Annotated in this window: 24 protein-coding genes and 1 tRNA gene; 7 read left to right on the plus strand and 18 right to left on the minus strand. The window is 73.7% G+C overall.

Features of this window, described 5'->3' with window-relative positions; genetic code table 11:
• Positions 1–40 precede the first annotated feature (40 nt).
• The 4 genes from G339_RS0116470 to G339_RS0116485 form a co-directional block, all read right to left on the minus strand.
• Positions 41–1,318 (minus strand): hypothetical protein, encoded by a 1,278-nt coding sequence (locus tag G339_RS0116470; protein ID WP_019632184.1) that lies wholly within the window; start codon positions 1,316–1,318, stop codon positions 41–43.
• A 310-nt stretch (positions 1,319–1,628) separates the two neighbouring features.
• Entirely contained in the window at positions 1,629–2,699 is a 1,071-nt protein-coding gene (locus G339_RS0116475; RefSeq protein ID WP_019632185.1) for a quinone-dependent dihydroorotate dehydrogenase, read from the minus strand.
• Positions 2,700–2,734: 35 nt separating this feature from the next.
• The gene (locus G339_RS0116480; protein ID WP_019632186.1) at positions 2,735–3,634 is read right to left on the minus strand and encodes a hypothetical protein; all 900 of its coding nucleotides are present in this window, start codon (positions 3,632–3,634) and stop codon (positions 2,735–2,737) included.
• Between the two features lie 104 nt (positions 3,635–3,738).
• A complete protein-coding gene (locus G339_RS0116485; protein ID WP_019632187.1) occupies positions 3,739–4,236 on the minus strand; it encodes a winged helix-turn-helix transcriptional regulator in 498 nt (165 codons plus the stop codon).
• Between the two features lie 101 nt (positions 4,237–4,337).
• Here G339_RS0116485 and G339_RS0116490 point away from each other — a divergent pair, with 101 nt between their 5' ends.
• The gene (locus tag G339_RS0116490; protein WP_019632188.1) at positions 4,338–4,985 is read left to right on the plus strand and encodes a dihydrofolate reductase family protein; all 648 of its coding nucleotides are present in this window, start codon (positions 4,338–4,340) and stop codon (positions 4,983–4,985) included.
• Here G339_RS0116490 and G339_RS36770 read toward each other — a convergent pair.
• Both G339_RS36770 and G339_RS0116500 read right to left on the minus strand, forming a co-directional pair.
• The gene (locus G339_RS36770) at positions 4,972–6,486 is read right to left on the minus strand and encodes a serine/threonine-protein kinase (protein WP_169514745.1); all 1,515 of its coding nucleotides are present in this window, start codon (positions 6,484–6,486) and stop codon (positions 4,972–4,974) included. The genes G339_RS0116490 and G339_RS36770 overlap by 14 nt on opposite strands.
• 45 nt (positions 6,487–6,531) lie before the next feature.
• The gene (locus G339_RS0116500) at positions 6,532–7,680 is read right to left on the minus strand and encodes an epoxide hydrolase family protein (RefSeq protein ID WP_019632189.1); all 1,149 of its coding nucleotides are present in this window, start codon (positions 7,678–7,680) and stop codon (positions 6,532–6,534) included.
• Positions 7,681–7,851: 171 nt separating this feature from the next.
• Between G339_RS0116500 and G339_RS0116505 the strand changes: the two genes are divergently transcribed.
• Positions 7,852–10,059 carry a sensor histidine kinase gene (locus tag G339_RS0116505; RefSeq protein ID WP_019632190.1) on the plus strand — a complete coding sequence of 736 codons (2,208 nt, stop codon included), beginning with the start codon at positions 7,852–7,854 and terminating at the stop codon, positions 10,057–10,059.
• Here the strand turns inward: G339_RS0116505 and G339_RS0116510 are convergent.
• From G339_RS0116510 to G339_RS0116550, 8 genes are all read right to left on the minus strand, one after another.
• Positions 9,992–10,597: a response regulator transcription factor gene (locus G339_RS0116510; RefSeq protein WP_019632191.1), complete on the minus strand. Its 606-nt coding sequence runs from the start codon at positions 10,595–10,597 to the stop codon at positions 9,992–9,994. The genes G339_RS0116505 and G339_RS0116510 overlap by 68 nt on opposite strands.
• Before the next feature lie 38 nt (positions 10,598–10,635).
• Positions 10,636–11,133, minus strand: a complete 498-nt coding sequence (locus G339_RS0116515; protein ID WP_240489830.1) for an RNA polymerase sigma factor — start codon at positions 11,131–11,133, stop codon at positions 10,636–10,638.
• Positions 11,130–11,795, minus strand: coding sequence for a hypothetical protein (locus tag G339_RS40450; protein ID WP_019632193.1), 666 nt, complete (start codon positions 11,793–11,795; stop codon positions 11,130–11,132). The genes G339_RS0116515 and G339_RS40450 overlap by 4 nt, the downstream gene beginning before the upstream one ends.
• Before the next feature lie 52 nt (positions 11,796–11,847).
• Positions 11,848–12,438 (minus strand): dihydrofolate reductase family protein, encoded by a 591-nt coding sequence (locus G339_RS0116525; protein ID WP_019632194.1) that lies wholly within the window; start codon positions 12,436–12,438, stop codon positions 11,848–11,850.
• Positions 12,435–13,268 (minus strand): metalloregulator ArsR/SmtB family transcription factor, encoded by an 834-nt coding sequence (locus G339_RS0116530; protein WP_019632195.1) that lies wholly within the window; start codon positions 13,266–13,268, stop codon positions 12,435–12,437. Before G339_RS0116530 ends, G339_RS0116525 begins: the two co-directional genes overlap by 4 nt.
• Before the next feature lie 140 nt (positions 13,269–13,408).
• Positions 13,409–13,849, minus strand: a complete 441-nt coding sequence (locus G339_RS0116535; RefSeq protein WP_019632196.1) for an NUDIX hydrolase — start codon at positions 13,847–13,849, stop codon at positions 13,409–13,411.
• Positions 13,850–13,894: 45 nt separating this feature from the next.
• Positions 13,895–13,970 (minus strand) — tRNA-Glu (locus tag G339_RS0116540).
• An 81-nt stretch (positions 13,971–14,051) separates the two neighbouring features.
• A complete protein-coding gene (locus G339_RS0116550; protein WP_051107860.1) occupies positions 14,052–15,566 on the minus strand; it encodes a metallophosphoesterase family protein in 1,515 nt (504 codons plus the stop codon).
• Between the two features lie 23 nt (positions 15,567–15,589).
• On the opposite strand from G339_RS0116550, the gene G339_RS0116555 reads away from it, so the two are divergent.
• Both G339_RS0116555 and G339_RS33990 read left to right on the plus strand, forming a co-directional pair.
• The gene (locus tag G339_RS0116555; RefSeq protein ID WP_420804494.1) at positions 15,590–15,940 is read left to right on the plus strand and encodes a metallopeptidase family protein; all 351 of its coding nucleotides are present in this window, start codon (positions 15,590–15,592) and stop codon (positions 15,938–15,940) included.
• A 152-nt stretch (positions 15,941–16,092) separates the two neighbouring features.
• Positions 16,093–17,430, plus strand: a complete 1,338-nt coding sequence (locus tag G339_RS33990) for an MFS transporter (RefSeq protein WP_019632199.1) — start codon at positions 16,093–16,095, stop codon at positions 17,428–17,430.
• 1 nt (position 17,431) lies between these two features.
• Here G339_RS33990 and G339_RS0116565 read toward each other — a convergent pair whose 3' ends face one another.
• Positions 17,432–17,743: a PspC domain-containing protein gene (locus tag G339_RS0116565; RefSeq protein ID WP_019632200.1), complete on the minus strand. Its 312-nt coding sequence runs from the start codon at positions 17,741–17,743 to the stop codon at positions 17,432–17,434.
• 195 nt (positions 17,744–17,938) lie between these two features.
• On the opposite strand from G339_RS0116565, the gene G339_RS0116570 reads away from it, so the two are divergent.
• Both G339_RS0116570 and G339_RS0116575 read left to right on the plus strand, forming a co-directional pair.
• Complete coding sequence (locus G339_RS0116570) at positions 17,939–18,955, plus strand: aspartate-semialdehyde dehydrogenase (RefSeq protein WP_026341514.1); 1,017 nt, start codon at positions 17,939–17,941, stop codon at positions 18,953–18,955.
• Positions 18,956–19,147: 192 nt separating this feature from the next.
• Complete coding sequence (locus tag G339_RS0116575) at positions 19,148–19,702, plus strand: hypothetical protein (protein ID WP_157407753.1); 555 nt, start codon at positions 19,148–19,150, stop codon at positions 19,700–19,702.
• 42 nt (positions 19,703–19,744) lie between these two features.
• On the opposite strand, the gene G339_RS0116580 is transcribed toward G339_RS0116575, so the two are convergent.
• Both G339_RS0116580 and G339_RS0116585 read right to left on the minus strand, forming a co-directional pair.
• Positions 19,745–19,960 (minus strand): DUF2277 domain-containing protein, encoded by a 216-nt coding sequence (locus G339_RS0116580; RefSeq protein WP_026341515.1) that lies wholly within the window; start codon positions 19,958–19,960, stop codon positions 19,745–19,747.
• A 399-nt stretch (positions 19,961–20,359) separates the two neighbouring features.
• Positions 20,360–21,388 carry an alpha/beta hydrolase-fold protein gene (locus G339_RS0116585; RefSeq protein ID WP_019632204.1) on the minus strand — a complete coding sequence of 343 codons (1,029 nt, stop codon included), beginning with the start codon at positions 21,386–21,388 and terminating at the stop codon, positions 20,360–20,362.
• A gap of 134 nt (positions 21,389–21,522) precedes the next feature.
• Here G339_RS0116585 and G339_RS33995 point away from each other — a divergent pair, with 134 nt between their 5' ends.
• Positions 21,523–22,419, plus strand: a complete 897-nt coding sequence (locus tag G339_RS33995; RefSeq protein ID WP_157407755.1) for a LamG domain-containing protein — start codon at positions 21,523–21,525, stop codon at positions 22,417–22,419.
• A 400-nt stretch (positions 22,420–22,819) separates the two neighbouring features.
• Here the strand turns inward: G339_RS33995 and G339_RS0116595 are convergent, their stop codons facing one another.
• Positions 22,820–23,188 (minus strand): MarR family winged helix-turn-helix transcriptional regulator, encoded by a 369-nt coding sequence (locus G339_RS0116595; protein WP_157407757.1) that lies wholly within the window; start codon positions 23,186–23,188, stop codon positions 22,820–22,822.
• Positions 23,189–23,217: the final 29 nt, after the last annotated feature.

Genomic DNA, 23,217 nt, shown 5'->3' on the forward strand with positions numbered 1-23,217 from the left:
GCGGCGGCAGTGGGGCTGGTCGCGTGGCCCTGTCGGGCTGTCAGCGGTCGGGGCGGAGGGCCGTGGCCATCGCGGCGGCGAGGGAGCGGCGTTTGGTGATCAGCACGGCGAAGCCCGCGGCGAGGTAGACGCCCGCCAGGACCAGGCGGGCCTGCTGGCCCGGTATCGCGAACTGGACGGCGAACAGCGCGAAGAGCAGCAGCGCCTCCCAGCGGCGGAACACCAGGTCGATGAGCAGGCCGAGGCCGAGGACGGTCTGCGCCGCCGTCAGCAGCACCTCCTCGGCCTGCCGCGCGTCCAGCGGCAGCGACCAGGCGCCGCCGCCCGCGCGGTAGGCGAACGGGAGTGTGCCGATCAGCAGCGTCCACTGGTTGACCTTGCTGGACAGCAGCGCGCCGATGCCGTCCGCGTCGCGGAGCCGCCACGCGTAGAGCGTCGCGACGATCAGCTCGGGCGCCTCCGACGCGAGCGGCGCGAGCCACTGGACGAGCAGGAACCGGTCGATCCCCGCCGACGTCCCGAGGTGGACGAGCGACTCGGCGAACGGCTCCGCCGAAGCGAACACCACCGCCGCGCCGAACGCGAACCCGGCCCACGTCGCGGCGCGGCGCGCGGGCGGCGGCAGCGCGGTCAGGTACGCGGGGACGCCCGCCGGCTCGGCCTCGTGGTCGGGTCCGCCGCGCGAGATCCGCACGATGTACGCGGCGTAGATCAGCAGCAGGGGGATCGTGACGTACCACCCGATCTCGTCGGCGAGCGGCGGGACGAACCCGAGCACCGCCGCGAGCGCGAGGAACCCGAGGTCGATGCGCTGCGCGGGCCGCAGCACGACATCCCGCCTCGCATGCCGCCCCCCGGAACGCCTGCCGATCCCACGACGCCCGGCGGCACGCGGGTCCGCGCCGACGCCGCCGCGTCTGGTGGCGCGGCGGGAGGCGGTCGCGAACGCCAGGACGACCGCCGCCCAGCCGACGCCGATGAGCAGGCGGTTCGCGCCCGTCATGTTCGCCGCCGCGTACGCGGTGTACTCCGGCCTGGACCCGGCGCGGTACGCGTAGTACAGGTCGACGGCGTACTCGGGCAGCACGGCGATCAACGCGAGCAGCGCCAGGGCGAGCGCGCCCGACATGTCGGCCCGCGCCGTCTCCGACGCCCACATCAGGACGACGGCCGCCGCCAGCACCCCGAGCCCGAAGACGACCAGCGCCCACCCCGCGGGCGGATGCGCGCCCGACAACCGCAGCGCCAACGCGGGCAGCGCCGCGACCACGGCCGCCCCGACGCGCACCCCCGCCGCCCGCCGCCCGATCATGTCCATACGCAGGACCGTCCCGCCGCGAACGCCCGCTCACACCCCCACCCGGTGCTTGATTCGCCTAGGGGCCGGCCAATTGACTGGCATCCCCGGCCAAGCCGCTCGCCTGGCGGCTCGCGGCTTACCCGGACCGCGTGCGAGTGCGGCATCGCTCCGCGATCTGCCGGGCGGGGCTCGCCTTCGGCTCCGCCCCACCCGGCAGGTCACGCACTCGCGCTGTGGCGGAGATCGGCGGGTTCGGCGGGAGGCGGGGCTGGTAGTCCGGGCCTGGGGGGTGCGGTGTCGGGTGGGGCGGTGTGGCTGGGGGTTCCGGTCAGCGGCGGGCGTCGGTGAGGGTTTTGAAGGTGCTCGCGCGGAGGCGGCGGGAGAGGTCCTTGTGGATGCGGTGGGCCCAGAAGGGGCCGCCGTAGATCATGCCGGTGTAGCCCTGGACCAGGGTGGCGCCCGCGCGGACGCGTTCCCAGACGTCGTCGGCGGTTTCGACGCCGCCGACGGAGATCAGGGTGAGGCGGCCGCCGGTGCGGGCGCGGAGGCGGCGCAGGACGTCGAGCGAGCGGGCCTTCAGGGGCGCGCCGGAGAGGCCGCCGGTCTCGTCGGTGAGCGTCGCGGGCGAGCGCAGGCCGGTGCGGGAGACGGTGGTGTTGGTCGCGATGACGCCGTCCAGGCCGAGGTCGAGGGCGAGGTCGGCGACGGCGTCCACGTCCTCGTCGGCGAGGTCGGGCGCGATCTTCACCAGCAGCGGGACGTGCCGGTCGGTGACCTGGTCGGCGGCGGCGCGGACGGCCGACAGCAGCGGCCGCAGGTGCTCCACGGCCTGGAGGTTCCGCAGGCCCGGCGTGTTCGGCGAGCTGACGTTGACGACGAGGTAATCGGCGTGCGGCGCGAGCCGTCCGGCGCTCGCGACGTAGTCGGCGGCCGCGCGGTCCTCCGGGACGATCTTGGTCTTGCCGATGTTGACGCCGACGATCGTCCCCGGCCGCCGCCGCAGCAGCCGCCGCGCCGCGTCGATCGACCCCCGGTTGTTGAACCCCATCCGGTTGACGACCGCGCGGTCGGCCGTCAGCCGGAACAGCCGGGGCCGGGGGTTGCCCGGCTGGGCCTGCCCGGTCAGCGTGCCGATCTCGACGTGCCCGAACCCGAACGCGCCGAGCGCGTCGTAGGCGACGGCGTCCTTGTCGAACCCGGCGGCGAGCCCGAGCGGGCCGGGGAACTCCAGGCCGAGCGCGCGGACGCGCAGCGCCGGGTCGCGCGGGGCGAGCAGGCGGCGCAGCAGCGCGGTCGCGCCGGGCACCGCCTGGATCGCGCGGAGGCCGAGCAGCGTCCAGTGGTGGACGGGTTCGGCGGGGACGTGGCGGATGACCAGTGCGTACAGGAGTCGATACATCGCGCCCGATTATCCCAGTCGCGCCTGGGCGGCCGTCACCCCGCCCGGAACGCGCGGCGGATCTGGGCGCGGACCTCGCGTCCGGCGGCGCGGATCGGGTCGATGTAGGTGACGCGGACCCAGCGCGCGGGCCGCGTGACGCACGTCCGCCAGACGGCGCGGACGCCGTGGCCGGCGGGCCGGAGGAAGGCCCGGTACGCGAACCGGCACGGCGCGGCGATGAGCACGCGGCCGAGGAACGCCAGGAAACGTCCGGCGGCGAACCACGTCCAGCGGACGGCGTGCCCGAGCGGGCGCAGGATCGCGCGGTACAGCCAGCGGCACGGGGTGACGATGAGGAACGCCAGGAAACGTCCCGCCGCGAACCACGTCCAGCGGACCGCGTGCCCCAGCGGGCGCAGGATGGCCGCGTACAGCCAGCGGCACGGGACCACCAGGAGCAGATACAGCAGCCGACCGGCCGCGGACCACGACCAGGCGAGCGCCAGCCCGAGCGGTCGCAGCACGTACCGGTAGAGCCCGATCAGCGGCACGACGAGCACGTACGCCAGCCCCAGCAGCAGCGGCCGCAGCGCGTACCGCCACAGCAGCGACGCGGGCAGCGCCACCAGGTACTTCCACGCCCAGGCGGCGGCGAGCGCGAGGCCCGTCAGCAGCATCCCGAACGGCCACCACAGCAGCCGCAGGAGCAGTAGCAGGAAACGTCCGAACGGCGCGAGCACGTGCGTCCACAGGGCGCGCGCGAGCCGGGCGATCCCGCGCCCGATCCACAGGACCGGCATGACGACGACGGCCGCGAGCACCCAGCCGACGCCCTTGGCGACGAGCACGACGAGTTCCCACAGCAGCCGCAGCGGCACGAAGACGATCAGCGCCGGAACGCGAATCCACGCCGCGACCTGCGGTTCCGGCCTGGGGGGAGGGAGGTGGTTCACATGCCGTCCTCAAAGACGCCCGAGCGTTGATTGCACCACGCCGCGAACCGGGAGCGCACCCCTGAAAGCGGCGGTAATGGGACGCGCGGGCGCGCCGGACGGATTCACCGCCCCTCGGCGACGGCCTGTTCGTACGCGGCCCGGAGGCGTTCGGACGCGCGCGGCCGGTCCGGGTCGGAGCGCGGAATGCCGAGGTGTGTTTCCCGGAGTTCGTCCATGAGATCGGCCCAGAGCTCCGGCCCGCCCTGTTCCAGGAGTTCCGCGCGGACGCTCAGCTCGCGGGTCGTCGTCCGGTGCCGCAGCCCCCAGGAGCCGAGCGCCGCCATGATCGGGACGGTCTGGACGCCCGCCTCGGTGAGCGTGTAGGCGCCGCGCCGCCCGCGCCCGGCGTCGTGGCGGGTGAGCAGGCCGCCCGCGACGAGCGCCTTGAGGCGGCTGCTGAGGATGTTGGACGCGATGCCCTCTTCCGAGTGGGCGAGCAGGTCGCGGAAGTGCCGCCGCCCGCCGAAGATCACGTCGCGCAGCACGATGAGGCTCCACCGGTCGCCGAGGGCCTCGACCGTGGCGTTGATGGGGCAGCCCGACCGGGGCTCGTCGCGCATCGCCGTCCTTCTCCCGCCCGCCCGGTGATTGCAATCCGCAAGTGGGTACCCTACGCTCGCCGGATAACTGCTTGCAAACCGCAACCACTCTGGAGGAAGCCATGTCCCGCGTCCGGGTCCACAACTTCTCCGTCTCGCTCGACGGCTACGCCACCGGCGAGGGGCAGAGCCTCGAACAGCCCTTCGGCCACGCGGGCACGCGCCTGGTCCAATGGGCGCTGCCCACCCGCACGTTCCGCGCGATCCACGGCGAGGAGGGCGGTTCCAGCGGGGTGGACGAGGCCGTCGCCGGTTCGTGGCAGACCGGGATCGGCGCGGAGATCATGGGCCGCAACAAGTTCGGCCCGCAGCGCGGCCCGTGGGCGGACGAGGAATGGAAGGGCTGGTGGGGCGCGAACCCGGTTTTCCACACCCCGGTCTTCGTGTTGACGCACCACCCGCGCCCCACGCTGGAGATGGAGGGCGGGACGACGTTCCACTTCATCGACGCGACGCCGAAGGAGGCCCTGGCGCAGGCGCGCGAGGCGGCGGGCGGCCTGGACGTCCGGATCGGCGGCGGCCCGACCACCGTCCGCCAGTTCCTCGCCGACGACCTCGTCGACTACCTCCACGTCGCGGTCATGCCGATCGTCCTCGGCCGGGGCGTCCGGCTGTGGGACGGCCTCGAAGGGCTGGAGGAGCGCTTCCCGGAGTTCGAGTCGGTGACGTCGCCGAGCGGCGTCACGCACCTGCTGTTCAGCCGGCCGTAGGCACGCCCCGGATCGGGGACTCGGCGTTCTCCGGCTCGTCGTCCAGGAAGCCGTCGAGCTGGCGCGCGAACTGGCGGGCCAGGTCCGCCGCGACCGCCTTCCCGTCCGTGCCCAGGATGACGGCGTCGTCGGTGTACGAGTAGTGCGCGGAGACGACGAGGTTGTCGTGCCGGAACCAGACCGTCGTCGCGTTGGTGACGCTGTCCTTCCCGCGCTTCTCGTCGGCGGTCATCTGCATGGCCTCGTCGCCGATCTGGTCGTTCTCGACGCGGCTGGTCGTCTCGTCGGCGTACGGGCTGCGACCGGGCTTGATCTTGGCCATCTCCGCGGCGGCGGCCGCGTCGTCGTCGTACAGCTTCGCGCCGACGACGAGCGAGAGCGTGCCGCGTTCGCTCTTCCAGCCGCAGTTCGCCTCGCGGCTGTTGTTGGCGCTGTCCACACCCAGCTCGGAGGCCGTCAGCTCCTTCCAGCCGCGCATCCGGTTGCGCGCCATGTAGTCGCAGAAGTCCGGCATCCGGGCGTACAGCGTCGGGCTCGGGGACGCGGTCGGGCGCGGCTCGCCGGGCGAGCCGTCCCGGACGGCCGCGTAGACGGCGGTGGCCGCGAGCACGAGCGCCAGCGCCGCGCCGCCCGCGACGGCCGCCCGCCGGAGGTTCCCGCGCGGGGCCGGGCGGAGCGCGGGCGGCATGGTCCGGGTCGGCCCGGTGTCCTCGCCGTTCAGCGCGCGCCGGGCGCGCTCGTGGTCCCACCGGTGCGCGGGGTCCTTCACCATCAGCCCGGCGATGACCGGACCGAGCGGCCCGGCCTTCGCCAGATCAGGGTCGTCGCCCAGCATGAGGCGGCCGAGGTGCGGTTCCAGGCCCTCGTCGGCGCGGTACGCGCGTTTGCCGACCGCCGCGTAGTAGAGCGTCGCGCCGAGCGACCACAGGTCCGATTCGGGGCCGGTCGTCCCGGACGAGAACCGCTCGGGCGCGATGTAGCCGAGCGAGCCGACGACCAGGCCCGTCCGCGTCAGGGTGTGGGTGGCGTCGGTCATCGCGGCGATGCCGAAGTCCGCGAGGACGACGCCGCCGCTGTCGGCGAGCAGCACGTTCGCGGGTTTGACGTCCCGGTGGACGATGCCCTGGGCGTGCGCGGCCCGCAGCGCGTCCAGCAGCGCGAGGCCCAGCGCGCGGACGCGCTCGGGCGGCAGCGGCACGTCCGCGTCCTGGAGCGAGGTGCCCTGGACGTACTGCATGACCAGGTAGACGTCGGGTTCCTCGACGACGTCGTGGACCGCGACGATGTTGGGGTGGTCCAGCGCCGCGACCGCGCGGGCTTCGCGCAGGAACCGCCGCCGCGTCGCCGCGCGCTCGTCGTCCCCGACGTCCTGCGGGAGCGTCAGCTCCTTGATCGCGACGTTGCGGTTCAGGCGCTCGTCCCACGCCTTCCAGACCACCCCCGTCCCGCCGCGCCCGAGTTCCCCGACGACCCTGTACCGACCAGCGATCATGCGCGCCATGCGGAGCATCGTAGGTCAGGGGTACAGGGCCGTCTGTAGGACGTTTCAGCGCAGCTTGTGGAAGAACTCGCGGACGTCGTCCACGAGCAGGTCCGGGGCGTCGTACGCCGACCAGTGGCTGCCCCGGTCGAACTCGCTCCAGTGGACGATGTTCGCGTGGTCGCGCTCGGCGAACCTCCGGATCGGCCGGAAGTCGTACGCGAACGACGCCAGCCCGATCGGGACCGTCGTCGGCTCGGCGGCGGGCTCGGTCAGCCCGCACTCGTAGTAGAACCGCGCCGACGAGGCGGACGTGTTCGTGAACCAGTAGAGCGCGACGTTCGCCAGCACGTCGTCCGGGCTCAGCGCGCCGCCGAGCAGCTGCCCGCTCCACGCGAGCTGCCCGACCGGCGAGTCGGACAGGGCGTGCGCGAGCGTCTGCGGCTGCGCCGCCTGGATCTTGTCGTGGACGGCGTGGGAGACGAAGCCCTGCAAGAACTCCAGGTAGGCCAGCTCGTCGGGCGTCAGGCCCGCGAACTCGGCCGGGTCGCCCGAGGGGAACGAGAAGATCTGGTTCACGTGGACGCCGATCACCCGCCCGGGGTCCACGCGGCCGACGACGGGCGAGACGATCGCCCCCGCGTCGTTGCCGTGGACGCCGTACCGGTCGTAGCCGAGGCGCGCCATCAGCTCGGCCCACGCCCGCGCGACGCGGTACTCGTTCCAGCCCTTCTCCCGCGTCGGCCCGGACAGCCCGAAGCCGGGGATCGTCGGGACGACGACGTGGAACGCGTCCGCCGGGTCGTCGCCGTGCGCGCGCGGGTCGGTGAGCCGGTCGACGAGGCCCAGGTACTCGAAGGAGCTGCTCGGCCAGCCGTGCGTCAGCAGCAGCGGGACGGCGTCGGGCTCGGGGGAGCGGACGTGCAGGAAGTGGACGTTCTGCCCGTCGATCTCGGTCGTGAACTGCGGGTACCGGTTGAGCCGGTCCTCCTGGGCGCGCCAGTCGAACTTCGTCAGCCAGTGGTCGGTCAGCGCCCGCACGAACGACCGGGGAACTCCGTACTCCCAGCCGGGTTGGATCGGTCCACGCCGGACGCCGTCGGTGATCTCGGCCTCCGGCAGCTCGTCGGCCCAGCGGACGCGGGCGAGGCGGTCGCGCAGGTCGTCCAGCTCGGCGTCCGGGATCGAGAGGCGGAACGGTTCGATGGTGCTCATGCGGCTTCCCTCCGTGGAACTCGGTTCGCCGAGACTCGCAGGCGGGCGGACGGCCGCGGTAGTGGCGCGCGCACCGGTCGCGGGCGCGGTCCGCAGGACGGACACGTGCAATCCGCACATCGCTGACATGCATAATGAGCCGCACCGGACCGGCTGGTAGGGGGCCACGAGGTGCGAGCGCCGCAGCGGGCGAGGCTCCAGTTCGCGCTCTGCGCGGGGCTGCTCGTCCCGTACAAGATCGGCTCGCTGCTCGTCGGGCAGGACCGCTATCCCGCGCCGCGCGGGATTCCCGCGGTACTGGCCGTCGCGGCCGTCGTCGCGGTGTTCGCGCTCGCCGTCGCGGTCGTGCTCCGCCGCCCGGGACGGCGCGGGGCCGTCGCCGCGTGCTGCTGCCTGACCGTGCTCGCGTACGGGCCGTACTTCCTGGTCGGCGGGGCGCTGCCCACGATCTCCGCGCCGCTCGCCGCCGTCGTGCTGCTCGTCTTCGGCGGGCGGGCGCGCTGGGGCGCGGCGGCGCTCGTCCCCGCCGCCGAGTTCGCGATCCGGCTGTGGTGGCTGCCGCCGCCCGGCGCGCCGCACGTCGGGCTCCACGCGGCGTGGACGGCGCTCGCGACCGGCGCGACCGGCGTGCTGTTCTTCGGCGTCGGACGGCTGGCGCTGCTCGTCGGCGAACTGCACGCCGCGCGGGCGCGCCTCGCGCCGCTGGCGGCGGCCCGCGAGCGGCTGCGGATGGCGCGCGGCGTGCGGGCGGCGCTCGGCGAACGCCTCGCGGTCGTCCTGGCGACGGCCCGCCGCGCCGCCGCCGACCCGGACCCGGCGGTGGTCGCCGAGACGGTGCGGCTCGCCCGGCGCGCGCTGGCCGAGGTGCGGTCCGTCGCGGACGAGCAGGGGGACCGGTCGCTCGCGGCCGAGCTGGCGGGGGCGCGGTCGGTGCTCGCGGCGGCGGGCGTGCCGGTCTCGGTGGACGGGCCGGTCGTTGAGGAGACCGCGCTCGCGCCGCTGCTGCGCCGGATCGTCGTCGCCGCGCTCCAGCAGGGGACGCCGCAAAGCTGCCGCATCGAACTCGGGGCCGCGCGGATGCGGGTGACGTTCACCGGGCTCCCGTCGGCGTTCCCCGGTCTCGCGGACACCGTCGCGGGAGTCGGCGGGCGGCTGGAGACCGGCGCGGCCGGGGACGAGGCGTTCGCGGAGGTCCGCGTGCCTCGCCGCCCGCCCGCGCCCGCCGCCGGGCCGGTCGGCTCCGCGCCCTGGCTGGCGTTCGGCGTCCTGCTCGTCTACGAGCTCGACTTCTTCGGCACGACGGTGCTCAACCTGCTCGGGAACGTCCTGCGCGCGACCCCGGCCCAGTTCGCGACGGCGGCCGTGGTGCTGCCGCTCGTCGCGGGACTGCAGCTCTACCACGTCGTCCCGCGCGCGGGCCGCCCGCGCGCCTGGCGGTGGACGGTGCTGCTGCAGGTCGCCGCGATCGGGACGGGGCTGATCGTGCTGGGCGCGGCGTTCCCGATGCCGTACACGGGGCTGATCGCGGGCGTCGTGCTGTTCCACGTCCGGCCGCCCTGGTCGTGGGCGGCTGCCGCCGCGCTCGTCTACGCGCCCGCGCCGCTGGTGTACGGCCCCGGCCACTCGCCGATGCTCGTGCTCGCGTACGCCGCCAACGCCCAGGGGGCCGTGGCCGTCTACGCGCTGTGCCGCCTGCCGCTCGTCGCCCGCGAGGTGGACGACGCCCGGCGCGGCCTGGCGCGGATGGCGGCCGTCCGCGAGCGGCTGCGGATCGCCCGGGACGTCCACGACCTGCTCGGCTTCCAGCTCTCCGCGGTCGCGCTCAAGGGCGAGCTGGCCGGGCGGCTGCTCGCCGCCGACCCGGGCGCGGCGCGCGGGCAGCTCGCGGAGCTGGCGGCGACGGCCGAGCAGGCGCTGGCGACCGTCCGCTCGATCACGGGCGACGCGGCCGGGCTCGCGCTGTGCGACGAGGCGGCGGCCGCCCGCTCGATGCTCGCCGCCGCCGGGATCGAGACCCGCGTCGCGCTGGACGACCTGCCCGAGGACGCGCCCGGGCCGCTGCTGGCGGTGCTGCTGCGCGAGGCCGTCACGAACGTCGTCCGGCACTCGCGCGCGACGGTCTGCGAGATCGACGTGCGTGCCGTGGGGGACGCCGTCCGGCTGCGGGTGGCCAACGACGGTGCGCGCGCCTCGTCCGCCGCGCGGCGCGGCAACGGCCTGGCCAACCTGACGGCGCGGGCCGCCGAGGCGGGCGGGCGGCTCACCGTCCGGCGCGACGGCGACCGCTTCACGCTCGTCGCGGACCTGCCGCTCAGATCCAGCCCGCCTCCGCCGCGATCCGGATCGCGTCCACCCGATTGCGCGCGTTCAGCTTCGTGACGGCCGACGCGAGGTAGTTGCGGACGGTCCCGTACGACAGCCCGACCTGCCGCGCGATCTCCGGCGGCTCGCTCCCGGCGGCGGTGAGCCGCAGCACCTCGGCCTCGCGGTCGGTCAGCGGGCTGCCGGACGCCTCCAGCGCCGCGAACGCGAGCTGCGGATCGACCACCAGCCCGCCCCCGGCGACCGTGCGGACGGCCCCGGCCAGGTCGGCGGCCGGGGAGTCCTTCACCATGAACCCCGAGACGTGCGCGGCCCGCGCCCGCCGCAGGTTCCCGGGTCGGCCGACGCCGGTGAGGACCAGCGTGCGGCACTCCGGCAGGCGCTCGTGCAGTTCGGCGGCGGCGCTGAGGCCGTCCAGTCCGGGCAGCTCGATGTCGATGACGGCGACGTCCGGGCGGAGGCGCAGCGCGGCCGGGACGATCTCCCGGCCGTCGCCGAGGGCGGCGACGACCTCCAGATCGTCCTCCAGACCGAGCAGGCCGACGAGCGCGTCCCGGAGGATGCGCATGTCCTCCGCCAGCAGAACCCGGATCATCTGCGACCTCTCCCCCCGAACCGACCGCCAGCATAGGGTCAGCCCGCACGCGCGTCGGCCTTCTCCAGCGCGGCCCGGAGGCGGGCACGGGCGCGGCTGAGGCGGGCGCGGACGGTTCCGGGGTCGAGGTCCAGGACGACGGCGATCTCGGCGGGGGTCATCTGCTCCCAGGCGGTGAGCGTCAGGACTTCGCGGTCGCGGTCCGACAGGGCGCGCAGGGCGTCGCGGACGCGGTCGTCCGGATCGTCCCCGCCGTCCGCGCGGGCGGCCAGGTGCTCGCGCAGCCGCGCGGCCAGCCGGTGGCGGCGGACGCGCCCGCGCCGGTGGTTGGCCAGGGTCCGGCGCGCGATGCCGTAGAGCCACAGCCGGGCCTCGTCGCCGGGCGGCAGGTCGGCCACGCGCCGCCAGGCGGTGGCGAAGACCTCCGCGAGTAGGTCGGCGGCGTCCTCGGGCGCGTCGGTGCGGCGGGTCAGGTAGCCGAGGAGGGCGGGGCCGTCACGGCGGACGGCGGCCTCGAACCGCTGCTCGCCGGTCACCGCCGCGCCCCCGCGAGCCGCCAGTTCGTCCCGCACTGGGCGGCGGCGTACGCGGCGAGCGCCGCCCGGTCGGCGCGGGGGCGCAGCAGGTCGGGGTCGCGCGGCGGGACGATCTCGCCGTGCGCGCCGCGGGCGGTCGGCCGCCATTCCGTCAGCTCTTTCAGAGCGTTGTCGATACGCGGGCCTGGATGGTCGTGCCACGCGCACAGCGCGTATCGGACGATGTTGAGCTGCACGGACGTCTCCTGCATCCGCTCGCCGTCGCTGGCGAACTGCCTGCGGAGCGCCGTCCAGCCAGTGCCGGACGGCAGCGGGACGCGCGCCGTCGCGTCGTCCAGGTAGGCGGGCAGGCCGGGGCTGCCGAGGTTCAGCCACTCGCTGCCGTCCGCGCCGCCGCCGAAGGTTCCGGTGCGCAGCGGGGACGCGCGCTGGGTGACGGCCGCCGGGCGCGGCCCGTCGTGCTGGAGCACGGCGACGCCGCACAGCACGGCGGCCGTGGCGGCGGCCGCCGCGAGGATCGGCACGGCTCTCCTTCGCGGTGTCCGGCGGGCGGCCATCGTCCGGCCGGCCAGCTCGTCCAGCGCGGCGCGGACCTCCGGGTCGGCGGCCAGCGCGCCGTCCCCGGTCCGCGCCGCGGCGCGCAGCTCGTCATAGGAGTTCATGCCCCGCACATGTCCGCCATCCGGCCCGTCGTGACAGCCCTCGGCGAACGGTTCAGCGGACGCGGTCGTAGACCATCGCGATTTCGCCGCTCTCGCCGGTCTCCGAGCGGGCGAGGGTCCACTTCGTCGGCGTCAGGCCGTCGTCGAACAGCCGCTGGCCGCCGCCGACGATTTCGGGGCAGATCAGGAGGTAGAGCCGGTCGATCAGGTCCGCCGCCAGGAGCGGTTTGATGACGCTGGGGCTGCTGTTGACGAGGATGTCGCCCTTGCCCGCGGCCTTGAGGTCGGCGACGACGTCCGCGGCGGGGGCGTTCACGACGCGGGCGCGGTCCCACGGCGATTCGGTCAGGGTGGTCGAGAGGACGACCTTCTCCGTGCCGACCAGCCACGTCGCGTAGCCGCGGTCGCGCGGGTCGGCGTTCTCGTCCGCCGCGACGGACGGCCAGTAGCCCAGGAACCCCTCGGCGTTGACGCGGCCGAGCAGCGCCGTCGTCGCGTCCGCCCAGACGCGGGTGAGGTGGTCGCGCGCGACGTCGGTGGCCACGTACGGGGCGAACGCGCCGAAATCGCCGGGGCCGCCGGGGCCGTGGTAGCGGCCGTCGAGGCTGAGGGCCAGGTTCGCGGTCACTGTGCGGTCGGTCATTCGGTGCTCCCTGGGTTGTTCGGGTCGGCGGCGAGGACCGCCGCCAGCCGGTCGAGGCTCTGGCCGAAGCCGATCTCGATGCCCGCGATGAAGTCCGCGGAGTCGACGGTGCTGTCGGTGACGCGGAAGTGGACGTCGAGGTCGGTGCCGGATTCGGAGGGCTTGAGTCGGAGGTCGAGGTGGGACGTGAAGGCGGTGCCGCCATCGGGGAGCAGCGGGGAGGACCGGTAGACGAGGCGTTCGCCGGGGCGGACGTCCTCGACGGCGCCTTCCGCGCGTCCGACGACGGGGCCGTCGACGTCCTCGGCGTCGCGGTACTCCAGGACGACGCGTCCCCCCGGCCGCGCCTCGAAGACCAGTTCGGAGACGCGCAGGTCGTCGGGCGCCCACCAGCGGCCGAGCAGGTCGGCGTCGGTGAGGTGCCGCCAGACGAGGTCGGGCCCGCCCGCCAGCGCCCGGACGAACCTGAACGACCGGCCGTCGGCCCATCCGGGCTCCTCGGCGGCGAGCCGCTCCGCGTCGAGGCCGCGTCCGTAGCGCGCGAAACTCTCGCCCGGCCCGCCGACCCGCTCCGCGGTGTCGGCGAGCCCACCGAGCGCCGCCGCCAACTCCCGCAGCCGTTCCGGCCGCAACGCGTAGATGCGCCGCTGCCCGCTCCGCTGGGACGTGACGACCCCCGCGCGCTCAAGCGTCTGCAGGTGCTTGGTCGTCTGCGGCTGCCGCGCCCCGGCGAGCCGGGCGAGCACCCCCACGGCCCGCGGCCGCTCGGCCAACAACGCCACCAGCCGCCACCGAGCCGGATCGGCCAGCGCGACGAGAAGTTCCTCCATGCCCGCTAGTATTCGTGTGGAGGAATATTCCTGTCAAGGAATGCTTCAAAAGATGGCGGTGTACGACGATGTGCTCACGGAGGGTTCGCATCGCCCCACCAGGCCGCCGATCCCAAGAGCGGCGCGATGCCTACGGAACTTCAGGCCCACCCGACAGCGCTGAACGGAACGCCGCGCCGGAAGGCGGCAAGCCCCTCGGCGGTATACCGATAGGTCTCCGCCGGCAACCTGTCCAGCGGAAACCAGCCGACCTGGCTGCATTTGTGCGGTTCGGCGTTGTAGGGCTCGCCGATCCAGCGGCGGGCGGCGAAGAACACACCGAGGCGGGCGTCACCCAGACGGTTGCGGTAGTGGATCAGATGGACGAAGTCCAGATCGGCCTCGGCGACGCGAACACCGACCTCTTCCCGCGCCTCGCGGATCGCGGCGTGCCCGATCGTCTCGCCCTCATCGAGCTTGCCGGACGGCAGATTCCACATCCCGTCCGCATAACCGGTCCCGCTCCGCTGCGCGAGCAGCACCTCACCCCCGCGAACCAGAATCACCAGCGCGTCCGCGAACGTGGTGTAAGGGGCCGTCATAGGCCGGTCACATTAACCCGCCGCCCCGACAGCGCGTATCGGTGGTGGTACCCCCTACCGGATTCGAACCGGCGCTACCGCCTTGAAAGGGCGGCGTCCTAGGCCGCTAGACGAAGGGGGCCTGGTCCTGCCTGGTCGAGTCGGGCGCGATGCCACTCGACGTGTCCAGCATAGGGGACAACCAGGCGGGACGCATAAGCGATTATCCGCCTGTGGACGGACGGGTCGTCGCGGGGGTCGGGGAGGACGGGTCCGGGCTGGGCGACTGCGGCGCGGGGGCCGGGGCGACCTTGCGTTTCGGGTCGGGTTCGAGGTGCCGTTCGATCTGCGCCGACGTGAGGCCGAGGCCGCCGAGGCGCAGGTCGTCCCACCCCTGGAGCCGGTGCGTGGCGCGGTCGAAGTAGAGGACGGACAGCTCGATCGGCGTCGGCTGCGCGTGGTCGAGGCTGCGCAGGCCCGCGCCGCCCGTCGAACCCTGGACGAACAGCCGCGTCCCGGTCGGCAGCAGCTTCGTGGAGCGCGCGTGGACGTGGCCGGCGAGGATCAGCGGCGTCAGCCCGGAGAACGCCTCGCCCTCGGTCGGGTCGTGCGTCATGACGAGGTCGGGCCGCGTGCCGGACGCGGCGAGCCGCGCCGCGAGACCGTCGCCGAGCGAGCGCAGTCGCGCGGCGGGGAATGTGTCGTCCTTCGTGGACTTGTCGGGGGTGAAACGCGGATCTCCGACGCCGTAGATCTTCAGGCCGCCGACGGTTCGCGTCGCGTCGTCCAGGACCACCGCGTTCTTCTGCCGCTCGACGGCCTTCTGTGTGCTCTTGGAGTCGTGGTTCCCGCGGATGTAGACGTACGGCACCTTCAACGTCTTGATGTCGTTCGCGAACTTGTTCTCCGCCGCCGTTCCGTGGTCCATGAGGTCGCCGGTGTCCAGGATCATGTTCACCTGGAACTGCGTGCTGACGGATCTGATCACGTTCCACGCCGCCGGATTCAGATGGATGTCGGAGACGTGCAGCACGCGGATCGTGGACGGGTCCGGCTCGTACGTCGGCAGGCTCGACGCCGCCGCGTAGAGCCGCGACACGTTCCCGACGAGCCGCGCGAGCTGCGCCCGGTACCGGGAAAAGCGGTCCACGATGTTCTGCGTGTCGCCGACGACCTGCGGCGCGTTCGCGAGCAGCCCCGTGTAGCGGGGTTCGGCGAGGGCGCGCGGGTTGAACGTCAGCCAGGCGACGAGCGCGACGGCGGCCAGGCCGGCGACGGGCGCGGCGGTGCCGAGCAGCGCCCGCCGCCACGACCGGAAGACCAGCAGCCCGGCGAGGAACCCGAACACCAGGGCGAGCCCCGCGCCGCGCAGCAGCAGGACGATCATGCCGTGCCGGAGCTGGTCGGCGATGGTGTCGGTGAGGTCGTCCACCGCGCCCGGGTCGTCGAGGAGCTTGCGCGCGCTGGCCAGCCGCAGCTCGGTGACCTGCGCGCGGAGCGCGAACGGGCCGAGGTGGGTGTCGAGGTGGAGGGCGCCGAGCGGGGGGATCTGGACGGTGGTCCCGCCGGTCCACGACGGGCGCAGCGACAGCGCGACGTCGGTGGGCCCGGCGGCGGTCTCGACGCGTCCGCCGAGCAGCAGGCCGATCGTGCCGCCGACGAGGGCGACGGCGAGCACGGCCGCGACGCGGCCGGTGCGGCGGGCACCGGGTCCGGTGAGCCTCGCCGGTATACGCACGGAACCTCCCTGCATGAAGCAGAATGGACGATGTGATCGACATGTCACGGGACGCGTTCGAGGACCTGGTGGGGGAGGCCCTCGACGGCGTCCCGGCCGCGCTGACCCGGCACATGAGCAACGTCGTCATCGTCGTGGAGGACGACGCGCCCGAACCCGGCCTGCTCGGCCTGTACCAGGGCGTACCCCTGACGGAGCGCGGCGACTGGTACGCGGGCGTCCTTCCCGATCACATCTCGATCTACCGCCGCGAGATCCTGCGGATCTGCGCGACGCCCGAGGAGGTCGTCGAGGAGGTGCGGATCACCGTCGTCCACGAGATCGCGCACCACTTCGGGATCGACGACGCGCGCCTCCACGACCTCGGCTACTGACGTTCCCGCAGATCACCGGGCAGATCACGGGCCGGTCAAAGCCCCGGTCGCTTCCTGGTTCCAGCAAATGGGCACGGTAGGTCACATAACTGCCACGCAGCGTGAGTTAATAGGGGGAGCCGGCCCGGCAGGAACGACCGACGGGAGCGTGCGTGGCGGGAAAGCAGACCGGCCGTCATCGGCGTCCGCCCGAGACGCGTGCCACCTACCGCGAGGTGTTCGCCGTAGGTGAGTTCCGCGCGCTCTGGGCGGCGCAGGTCCTGTCCTTCGTCGGCGACCAGCTCGCGCAGGTCGCGCTGGCGCTCCTCATCTACAAGCACACGCAGTCGCCGCTGCTCACCGCGGTGACGTACGCGCTCACGTATCTGCCGCCGATCGTCGGCGGGCCCGTCCTGTCGGGCCTGGCGGACCTGTTCCCGCGCCGCCGCGTGATGATCGTCTGCGACCTCGTGCGGATGGTCCTCGTCGCGAGCATGACGATGACCGGCATGCCGACGGTCGGGCTGTGCGCGCTGGTGTTCTTCACCGTGCTGCTCGGCGCGCCGTTCACGGCGGCGCGGGCGGCGATCCTGCCGGACGTCCTGGACGGCGACCGGTACGTCGCCGGGTCCGCGATCAACAACATCACCCACCAGGCGACGCAGATGGCCGGGTTCCTGGTCGGCGCGGGCGTCGTCGTGGTCGTCGGGGAGCGGCAGGCGCTCGCGCTGAACGCGCTGACGTTCGCGCTGTCGGCCGTCATCCTGCTCGCCGGACTGCGGGCGCGGCCCGCGCCGAAGGTCCGCGAGCACGACTCGCTCGGGCTGCTGCGCGGGACGCGCGACGGGGCGCGGCTCGTCTTCGGCGACCCGACGCTGCGGGCGCTGATGCTGTTCGCGTGGCTGGCGGCGTTCTACGTCGTCCCCGAAGGGCTCGCGGTGCCGTACGCGGCGACGTTCGCGGAGAACCCCGGGCGCGACGACCCCGTCATCGCGGGCCTGCTGATGTCCTCGATGCCGACGGGGATGGTGATCGGGGCGTTCCTGTTCAGCCGGTGCGTCCGCCCGTCCGACCGGATTCGGTCGATGGGCTGGATGGCGATGCTGGCGTGCGCGCCGCTCGTCGCGACCGCCGCCGCGCCGCCGCTGTGGGCCGTGGTGTGCCTGTGGGCGCTGGCCGGGGTCGGCAGCGCCTACCAGCTCGCGGCGAACGCGGCGTTCGTCGCGGCCGTCCCGGCGGCGGGCCGGGCGATGGCGTTCGGGCTCGCGCAGTCGGGCATCCTCGCCGGGCAGGGGCTCGCGATCCTGGTCGCCGGGGCGGGGACGGAGCTGCTCGGGCCCGAGCGCGTCGTGGCGATCTCCGGCGCGGCGGGGCTGTCGGCGGCGGCCGTGCTCGCGCTCGGCTGGAACAGGGTGCGCGCGAACGTGCCGGGCGCGGCGCGCGCCGAGGAGCCGGACGACGGGCTGGGGCTCGCGGACGAGCCCGCGGTGGACCGCGCGTCGGCGTCCTGAGTCACCGCTTGGCGAAGGCGTCCTTCGCGCGCTGGACCGCGTCCTGGACGCCGGGGTTCTCCTGCGCCTTCTTCAGCAGGTCCTCGCCGATCGACGTGGCCGCGTCCTCCTCGGGGACGAGCACCCACGCGATGACGTAGGCGGCGACGCCCGCCCCGCCGAAGACGGTGAGGACGGCCAGCGCGAGCCGGATGATGTTCGCGTCCACCTCGAAGTACTTCGCCGCGCCCGAGCAGACCCCGGCGACCATCCGGCCGTCGCGGGTCCGGCGGAGCTGCTTCGGGGCGTTCTGCGTGTCCTTGTGGAGATCCATGCCTCGATGATGCCCCCGGCGCGGCGGCCCGCACATCAGGGACCGTCCCTGGCCCTCCCCTGACCCGGTCCCGGAGACAACGCGACCGCCACGCACCGCTTAAAGTCGGGGGCAAGGGTTATTGCCTGGACGTTCCACGACGTCACGGGCACACTCGGTGCCCGACCCGCGGGCGGAGCGAGCAGAGGGAGCGGCATGAGAATCGGGATCGTCGGAGCAACCGGACAGGTCGGCGGCGTGATGCTGAGAATCCTGGCCGAGCGCGGATTCCCGGTGGACGAGCTGCGCCTGTTCGCCTCCGCGCGGTCGGCCGGGCGGACGCTGCCGTTCGACGGCCGCGAGGTCGTCGTGGAGGACGCCGCCACCGCCGACTACAGCGGGCTCGACATCGCCCTGTTCTCGGCGGGCAAGACGACGTCGCTCGCGCTCGCGCCGAAGGTCGCCGCGGCCGGGGCCGTCGTCATCGACAACTCGTCGGGCTGGCGGATGGACCCGGACGTCCCGCTGGTCGTCGCGGAGGTCAACCCGCACGCCGCCGCGAACCGGCCCAAGGGGATCATCGCCAACCCGAACTGCACGACGATGGCCGCGATGCCGGTGCTGCGGCCGCTCCACGAGGAGGCCGGGCTCGAAGCGCTCGTCGTCGCGACGTACCAGGCGGTGTCCGGGAGCGGGCTCGCGGGCGTGGACGAGCTGCACGGCCAGGCGAGCGAGGTCGTCGCGGACGCCGCCGCGCTCACCCACGACGGGGGCGCCGTCGCGTTCCCGGACCCGAAGGTCTACGTCAAGCCGATCGCGTTCAACGTCCTGCCGATGGCCGGGTCCATCGTGGACGACGGGCGCGCCGAGACCGACGAGGAGCAGAAGCTCCGCAACGAGAGCCGCAAGATCCTGGAGATCCCCGGGCTGAAGGTGTCCGGCACCTGCGTGCGCGTGCCGGTGTTCACCGGGCACTCGCTGCAGATCAACGCGCGGTTCGCGCGGCCGATCAGCCCGGAGCGGGCGGCGGAGCTGCTGGCGGACGCGCCCGGGGTCGTGCTGTCGGACGTCCCGACGCCGCTGGAGGCCGCCGGGCAGGACCCGACGTACGTCGGGCGGATTCGGCGGGACGAGACGGTCGAGAACGGGCTGGCGCTGTTCGCGTCGGGCGACAACCTGCGCAAGGGGGCGGCGCTGAACGCCGTGCAGATCGCCGAACTGCTGGTGAAGTAGGGGTTTTCGTTGTGGAGGGCCGCGTCCCGGTGGGGCGCGGCCCTCCGTTGCGTCCGGGCGAAGTTCCGATATCGGGATCAAAAGCCTCTTAGAGTGTCCGGCGACCAGAGACTCGGGGGTGCCTGGGCGGGCGACGGGTTCGGCGCGGCCTCGTGCGGCCGCGGGGGCGTCCCACCAGGACGGGAGTGCGGAATGAACGCGCGGGGTGTGGCGGCGGTGGCGGTCGCTGCGGTGCTGGCGTTGGGCGGGTGCGACATCCCGGTGGTGGGCGGCGGGTCCTCGGACTCGTCGGCGCGACCGGAGCCGTCGGCGGCCGTGTCGGGCGACAAGGCGCTCGGGCCGAACGGCTACCAGAAGCTGACGCTCGGCATGAGCAAGGACGAGGCGCTCGCCACCGGGCTGATCACCGTGACGTCCGAGGGCGACGGGACGAGCTGCGTGAAGTTCGACCTCACCTCGCACCCGCCGGGGCTGAGCGGCGTCGGCGGCTACATCCTGCCGTCCTACGGCGTCATCGCGATCTTCGCGGCGGACGGGATGCGCACGCCCGAGGACGCCGGTTCCGGGACCATGCTCGGGACGCTCCAGCGGCTGTACCCGCAGATCAGGCAGGTTTCCGAAGGGTCGGAGGAGTGGCGCGCGCCCGTCCCGCAGAACCCGGAGCGGGCCGACTACGTGTTCGTGGTCAAGCACGGGCTGGTCTCGTGGTTCGGCCTGACGGCGGCCGGACAGAACTGCCCGAAGTAGCGCGTCAGCCGCGCGGAACCCCGGATGCGCGGGCGGCCGGGCCTACCCGGTCCGGCCGCGCACGACCAGCGAGTCGAGCAGCGCCGCCGTGGCGGCGGCGACCTCCTCGACGGCCCGGTCGAACGCCTCGGCGTTGTGCGCGGCCGGAGCCCGGAACCCCGAGATCTTCCGGACGTACTGGAGCGCGGCGGCCCGCACGTCCTCATCGGTGACGTGCTCGGCCATCGGCGGGCGAAGGGTCTTGATACTGCGGCACATCCCCCCAGTCTGCCCACCGCCCCCGACAAAGCACGGACGGCGAGCGCCCAAGAACACCCGTGGAAGAGACGGCGACCGTAGCGGGGCCGCCGAAGCGAGCGCAGCGAGCGAGAAAGCCCCGCAACGAACGGCAGCCCAGGGGGTCTACACCCGAACCGGAACAGAAACCACGGGGGGTGCCCCGCGGGCGCACGGCCGCGAGCGCCAGCGAGTGGCCGGGCGCGCGCAGCGCGAAGGGTCGCACCGCAGCGGAGCGCCAGCGGAGCGAGGATGCGGCGCTTCGCGCCTCGGGGGGTGTGGGGGGTCGCCCCCCCCACAGGCAACACACGCACCGCAGCGGAGCGCCAGCGGAGCGAGGATGCGGCGCTTCGCGCCGTGGGGGGTCGCCCCCCCCACAAGCTACAGAGCGATGCGTTGGCAGAGCCAGGTCAAAGCCATCGGGTAGCGGTAGTCGATGCCGCCGTGGGTCGCGTCGAAGAGTTCGAAGTGGATCGCGTCCTCGGGGACGCCCGCGTCGAGGAGGGCCGCGCGGTAGGCGTCCGCGCCGACGTCGAGGAACCATTCGTCGCGGGTGCCGCCGTCGATCCACACGGCGCGGAGGGAGCGGGCGGCGTCGGCGTGGGTCGCGGTCATCCGGACGGGGTCGCGGTCGAGCCAGCGTTGCCAGACGTCGTCGCGGAGGACACCGGTGCGCGGGTCGAAGGGGAGGACGGGCGTGCCGTCGTCGTCGGCGGAGTAGCAGGCGGTGTAGCCGAGGATTTCGAGCAGCATCATGTCCTCGGGGCGGGTGAAGGAGATGCGCGAGCGGAAGTCGTCCCACCAGCGCAGGATGTCCCCGTCCCAGCCGCGCAGATGGCGGACGACCTGCGGGAACTCGGTCAGGTACGCGTACTCGAACAGGGCGTCGCCCGCGTGGGCGGCGAGCGCGCCGAACAGGTCGGGGCGCAGCAGCGGCGTGATCATCGCGCCGTAGCCGCCGCTGGACTTGCCGCTGATGGCGCGGTGCGCGGGCGCGTCGAGGGTCCGGTAGTGGGCGTCGACCCACGGGACGATCTCGTCGCACAGGTAGGAGTGGTAGCGGCCGGTGCCGGGGCTGTCGAGGAACTGGCTGCCGCCGTACGACGTCCAGGCGTCGACGAACACCACGATCGCGGGCGGGGCCTCGCCGCGCGCGAACACCGCGTCGGCCGTCTCGGGGAACGGCTGCCGGAACGCCGTGCGGTTCCGCCACATCCCGACATGCGCGACGAAGCCTTGGATGACGTAAACGGCCGGGTAGCGGCGGTCCGGCTCGTCGTCGTAGCCGGGCGGCGTGTAGACGAGGAGGGGCCGGTCGGCGGGGTCGCCGAGCGGGTTACCGGCGAGCAGTTCGCTGGTGACGACGTGCTCGTCGAGCCGTCCGGCGAGGTCGGCGGACCAGGGCAGCATGGGGTGAACTCCTTCGTTCGCGACTCTCCGACGCTAACCGACGCGCCTTCGGCGGCGGTGGGGCGGGCGTCGGTAAAACGACGCATGGATAGCGGTGGGTGTCGTTACGCTCACTCGGCGTGCGTAAAGGTCGAGTGGGATCAGGGCGTCGGGCGCTGCGGCGCGGTGCGGTCGCGGCGGTCGTGCTGGCGGCGGGCGGCTGCGGCTGGGGCTCGGACGCGCCGCCGCCCAAGGGCCCGGTGACGATCCAGACGGTCGGGCCGAACGGCCGGGCGCTCGCCCCCGACACCGGGCGCGTCCCGCTGCGCGACACGTTCACGACGCTGGACGTCGGGCCGGGCCGCCGGTGGGGCTGGCGGAGCGCCGCCTACCCGGACTGCACGACGAACCGGGGCAACTTCAAGCTCGACTCGCTGTCCCCGGCGGCGCTGTCCACCGCGACCGGGCACCTGGCCGTCACGGCGACGCCGCTGCCGAACGGGCGCTGGCAGACGGGGCTGCTCAGCACGGGCGACTCGTGCGGGTCGGGCGGCACGGGGTTCGAGGTGCGGACGGGCGACCTGGTGACGACGCGCGTCCGGCTGCCGTCGGCGCGGTCGGGGGCGTGGCCGGGGATCTGGACGTGGCGGGAGGGCGGCAACGAGGTCGACGTCTTCGAGTGGCACGCCGACAAACCGGACACCCTGGAGTTCGCGAACCACGTGCGGGAGGGCGGCTGCTTCTGCGCGAGCCCGCTGGTGCGGCGCGGTGTGTGGCTGGACGTGGCCGTCCGCTTCGGCGAGCGGCGCGTGGTCTGGTACCTGGGCCGCCCGCCCGGCCCGATGCGCGCCGTCCACGCGGACCGCCGGGGGGTGGGCCCGGACTTCCACGCCCACCTGGTCGTCGGCATGTCCGTGGACGACGGCCGCCTCCACCGCCGCCCCGAACGCGGCGCGACGTTCACGTTCGAGGTGGCCTCGATCACGGTCCACCGCCCGAAACCAAGAAGAACCCACAAACCAGAGGCCGACCGAACGAGGAGCACGAACTAACCCCGCGACGCCAGAAGAGCACCCGCAAAAAGACGCAAGCAGACCTGCGGCACCCCCAGGGGCGCCCCGCGCACACGGCCGCGATCCCCGGGGGTCTACACCCGACCAAGGACGGGAACCACAGGGAGTTGCCCGCAGGCGCACGGCCGCGAGCTACCGGGGGTCTACACCCGGCAAAGACGGACACCAACGGGGTTGCCCGGAAGACGCACGCGAGCCGCTGGGGGTCTCCACCCGAACCGGGACAGAAACCACGGGGGGTTACCGGCGGGCGCACGGCCGCGAGCGCCAGCGAGCGGCCGGGCGCGCGCAGCGCGAAGGGCCGCACCGCAGCGAGCGCCAGCGAGCGAGGATGCGGCGCTTCGCGCCGCGGGGGGCGTGGGGGGTCGCCCCCCCACAATTACAAGTGCGTGCGAAGGATCGCCCGATGCGTCTTCGTCGCCACCTCATGCCGCGCCCGTCCCTCGGGCGTGATGCACACGAACACCCCGCGCCGGTCGGACGTGCAGTGGGACCGGGCGACGAGGCCGTTCTTCTCGAGCCGTCCGACGGTGCGGGAGAGGGCGCTCTGGCTGAGATACATCTCACTGGCCAGGTCTTGCATGCGCTGGCTGTCGCGGCCGGCTTCGACGAGGCGGTCGAGCGTCTCGTACTCGCTCATGGTCAGCCCGTGTTCTTCGGACAGGGCGCGGTCGAGATGGCACGCGACCGTGTTGTAGCAGGTCAGCAGCGAGCGCCACCGATCGACCAGGCCATGTTCCGGCTCCATGTCGCGCATCTTACCATGCCTGCGCATCC

This window comes from Actinomadura atramentaria DSM 43919 (assembly GCF_000381885.1).
GTDB classification, from domain to species: domain Bacteria; phylum Actinomycetota; class Actinomycetes; order Streptosporangiales; family Streptosporangiaceae; genus Spirillospora; species Spirillospora atramentaria.

What these genes read in the sequence shown, in the direction of transcription:
- G339_RS0116595 (WP_157407757.1), bottom strand. Translation starts at nt 23,188, where the DNA reads ATGGAGCCGGAACATGGCCTGGTCGATCGGTGGCGCTCGCTGCTGACC.
- G339_RS0116470 (WP_019632184.1), bottom strand. Translation starts at nt 1,318, where the DNA reads ATGGACATGATCGGGCGGCGGGCGGCGGGGGTGCGCGTCGGGGCGGCC.
- G339_RS36770 (WP_169514745.1), bottom strand. Translation starts at nt 6,486, where the DNA reads ATGGCGCGCATGATCGCTGGTCGGTACAGGGTCGTCGGGGAACTCGGG.
- G339_RS0116565 (WP_019632200.1), bottom strand. Translation starts at nt 17,743, where the DNA reads ATGGATCTCCACAAGGACACGCAGAACGCCCCGAAGCAGCTCCGCCGG.
- G339_RS0116575 (WP_157407753.1), top strand. Translation starts at nt 19,148, where the DNA reads ATGAACGCGCGGGGTGTGGCGGCGGTGGCGGTCGCTGCGGTGCTGGCG.
- G339_RS0116475 (WP_019632185.1), bottom strand. Translation starts at nt 2,699, where the DNA reads ATGTATCGACTCCTGTACGCACTGGTCATCCGCCACGTCCCCGCCGAA.
- G339_RS0116485 (WP_019632187.1), bottom strand. Translation starts at nt 4,236, where the DNA reads ATGCGCGACGAGCCCCGGTCGGGCTGCCCCATCAACGCCACGGTCGAG.
- G339_RS0116510 (WP_019632191.1), bottom strand. Translation starts at nt 10,597, where the DNA reads ATGATCCGGGTTCTGCTGGCGGAGGACATGCGCATCCTCCGGGACGCG.
- G339_RS0116530 (WP_019632195.1), bottom strand. Translation starts at nt 13,268, where the DNA reads ATGGAGGAACTTCTCGTCGCGCTGGCCGATCCGGCTCGGTGGCGGCTG.
- G339_RS40450 (WP_019632193.1), bottom strand. Translation starts at nt 11,795, where the DNA reads ATGAACTCCTATGACGAGCTGCGCGCCGCGGCGCGGACCGGGGACGGC.
- G339_RS0116500 (WP_019632189.1), bottom strand. Translation starts at nt 7,680, where the DNA reads ATGAGCACCATCGAACCGTTCCGCCTCTCGATCCCGGACGCCGAGCTG.
- G339_RS0116580 (WP_026341515.1), bottom strand. Translation starts at nt 19,960, where the DNA reads ATGTGCCGCAGTATCAAGACCCTTCGCCCGCCGATGGCCGAGCACGTC.
- G339_RS0116585 (WP_019632204.1), bottom strand. Translation starts at nt 21,388, where the DNA reads ATGCTGCCCTGGTCCGCCGACCTCGCCGGACGGCTCGACGAGCACGTC.
- G339_RS0116570 (WP_026341514.1), top strand. Translation starts at nt 17,939, where the DNA reads ATGAGAATCGGGATCGTCGGAGCAACCGGACAGGTCGGCGGCGTGATG.
- G339_RS0116490 (WP_019632188.1), top strand. Translation starts at nt 4,338, where the DNA reads ATGTCCCGCGTCCGGGTCCACAACTTCTCCGTCTCGCTCGACGGCTAC.
- G339_RS0116525 (WP_019632194.1), bottom strand. Translation starts at nt 12,438, where the DNA reads ATGACCGACCGCACAGTGACCGCGAACCTGGCCCTCAGCCTCGACGGC.
- G339_RS0116555 (WP_420804494.1), top strand. Translation starts at nt 15,590, where the DNA reads ATGGACGATGTGATCGACATGTCACGGGACGCGTTCGAGGACCTGGTG.
- G339_RS0116535 (WP_019632196.1), bottom strand. Translation starts at nt 13,849, where the DNA reads ATGACGGCCCCTTACACCACGTTCGCGGACGCGCTGGTGATTCTGGTT.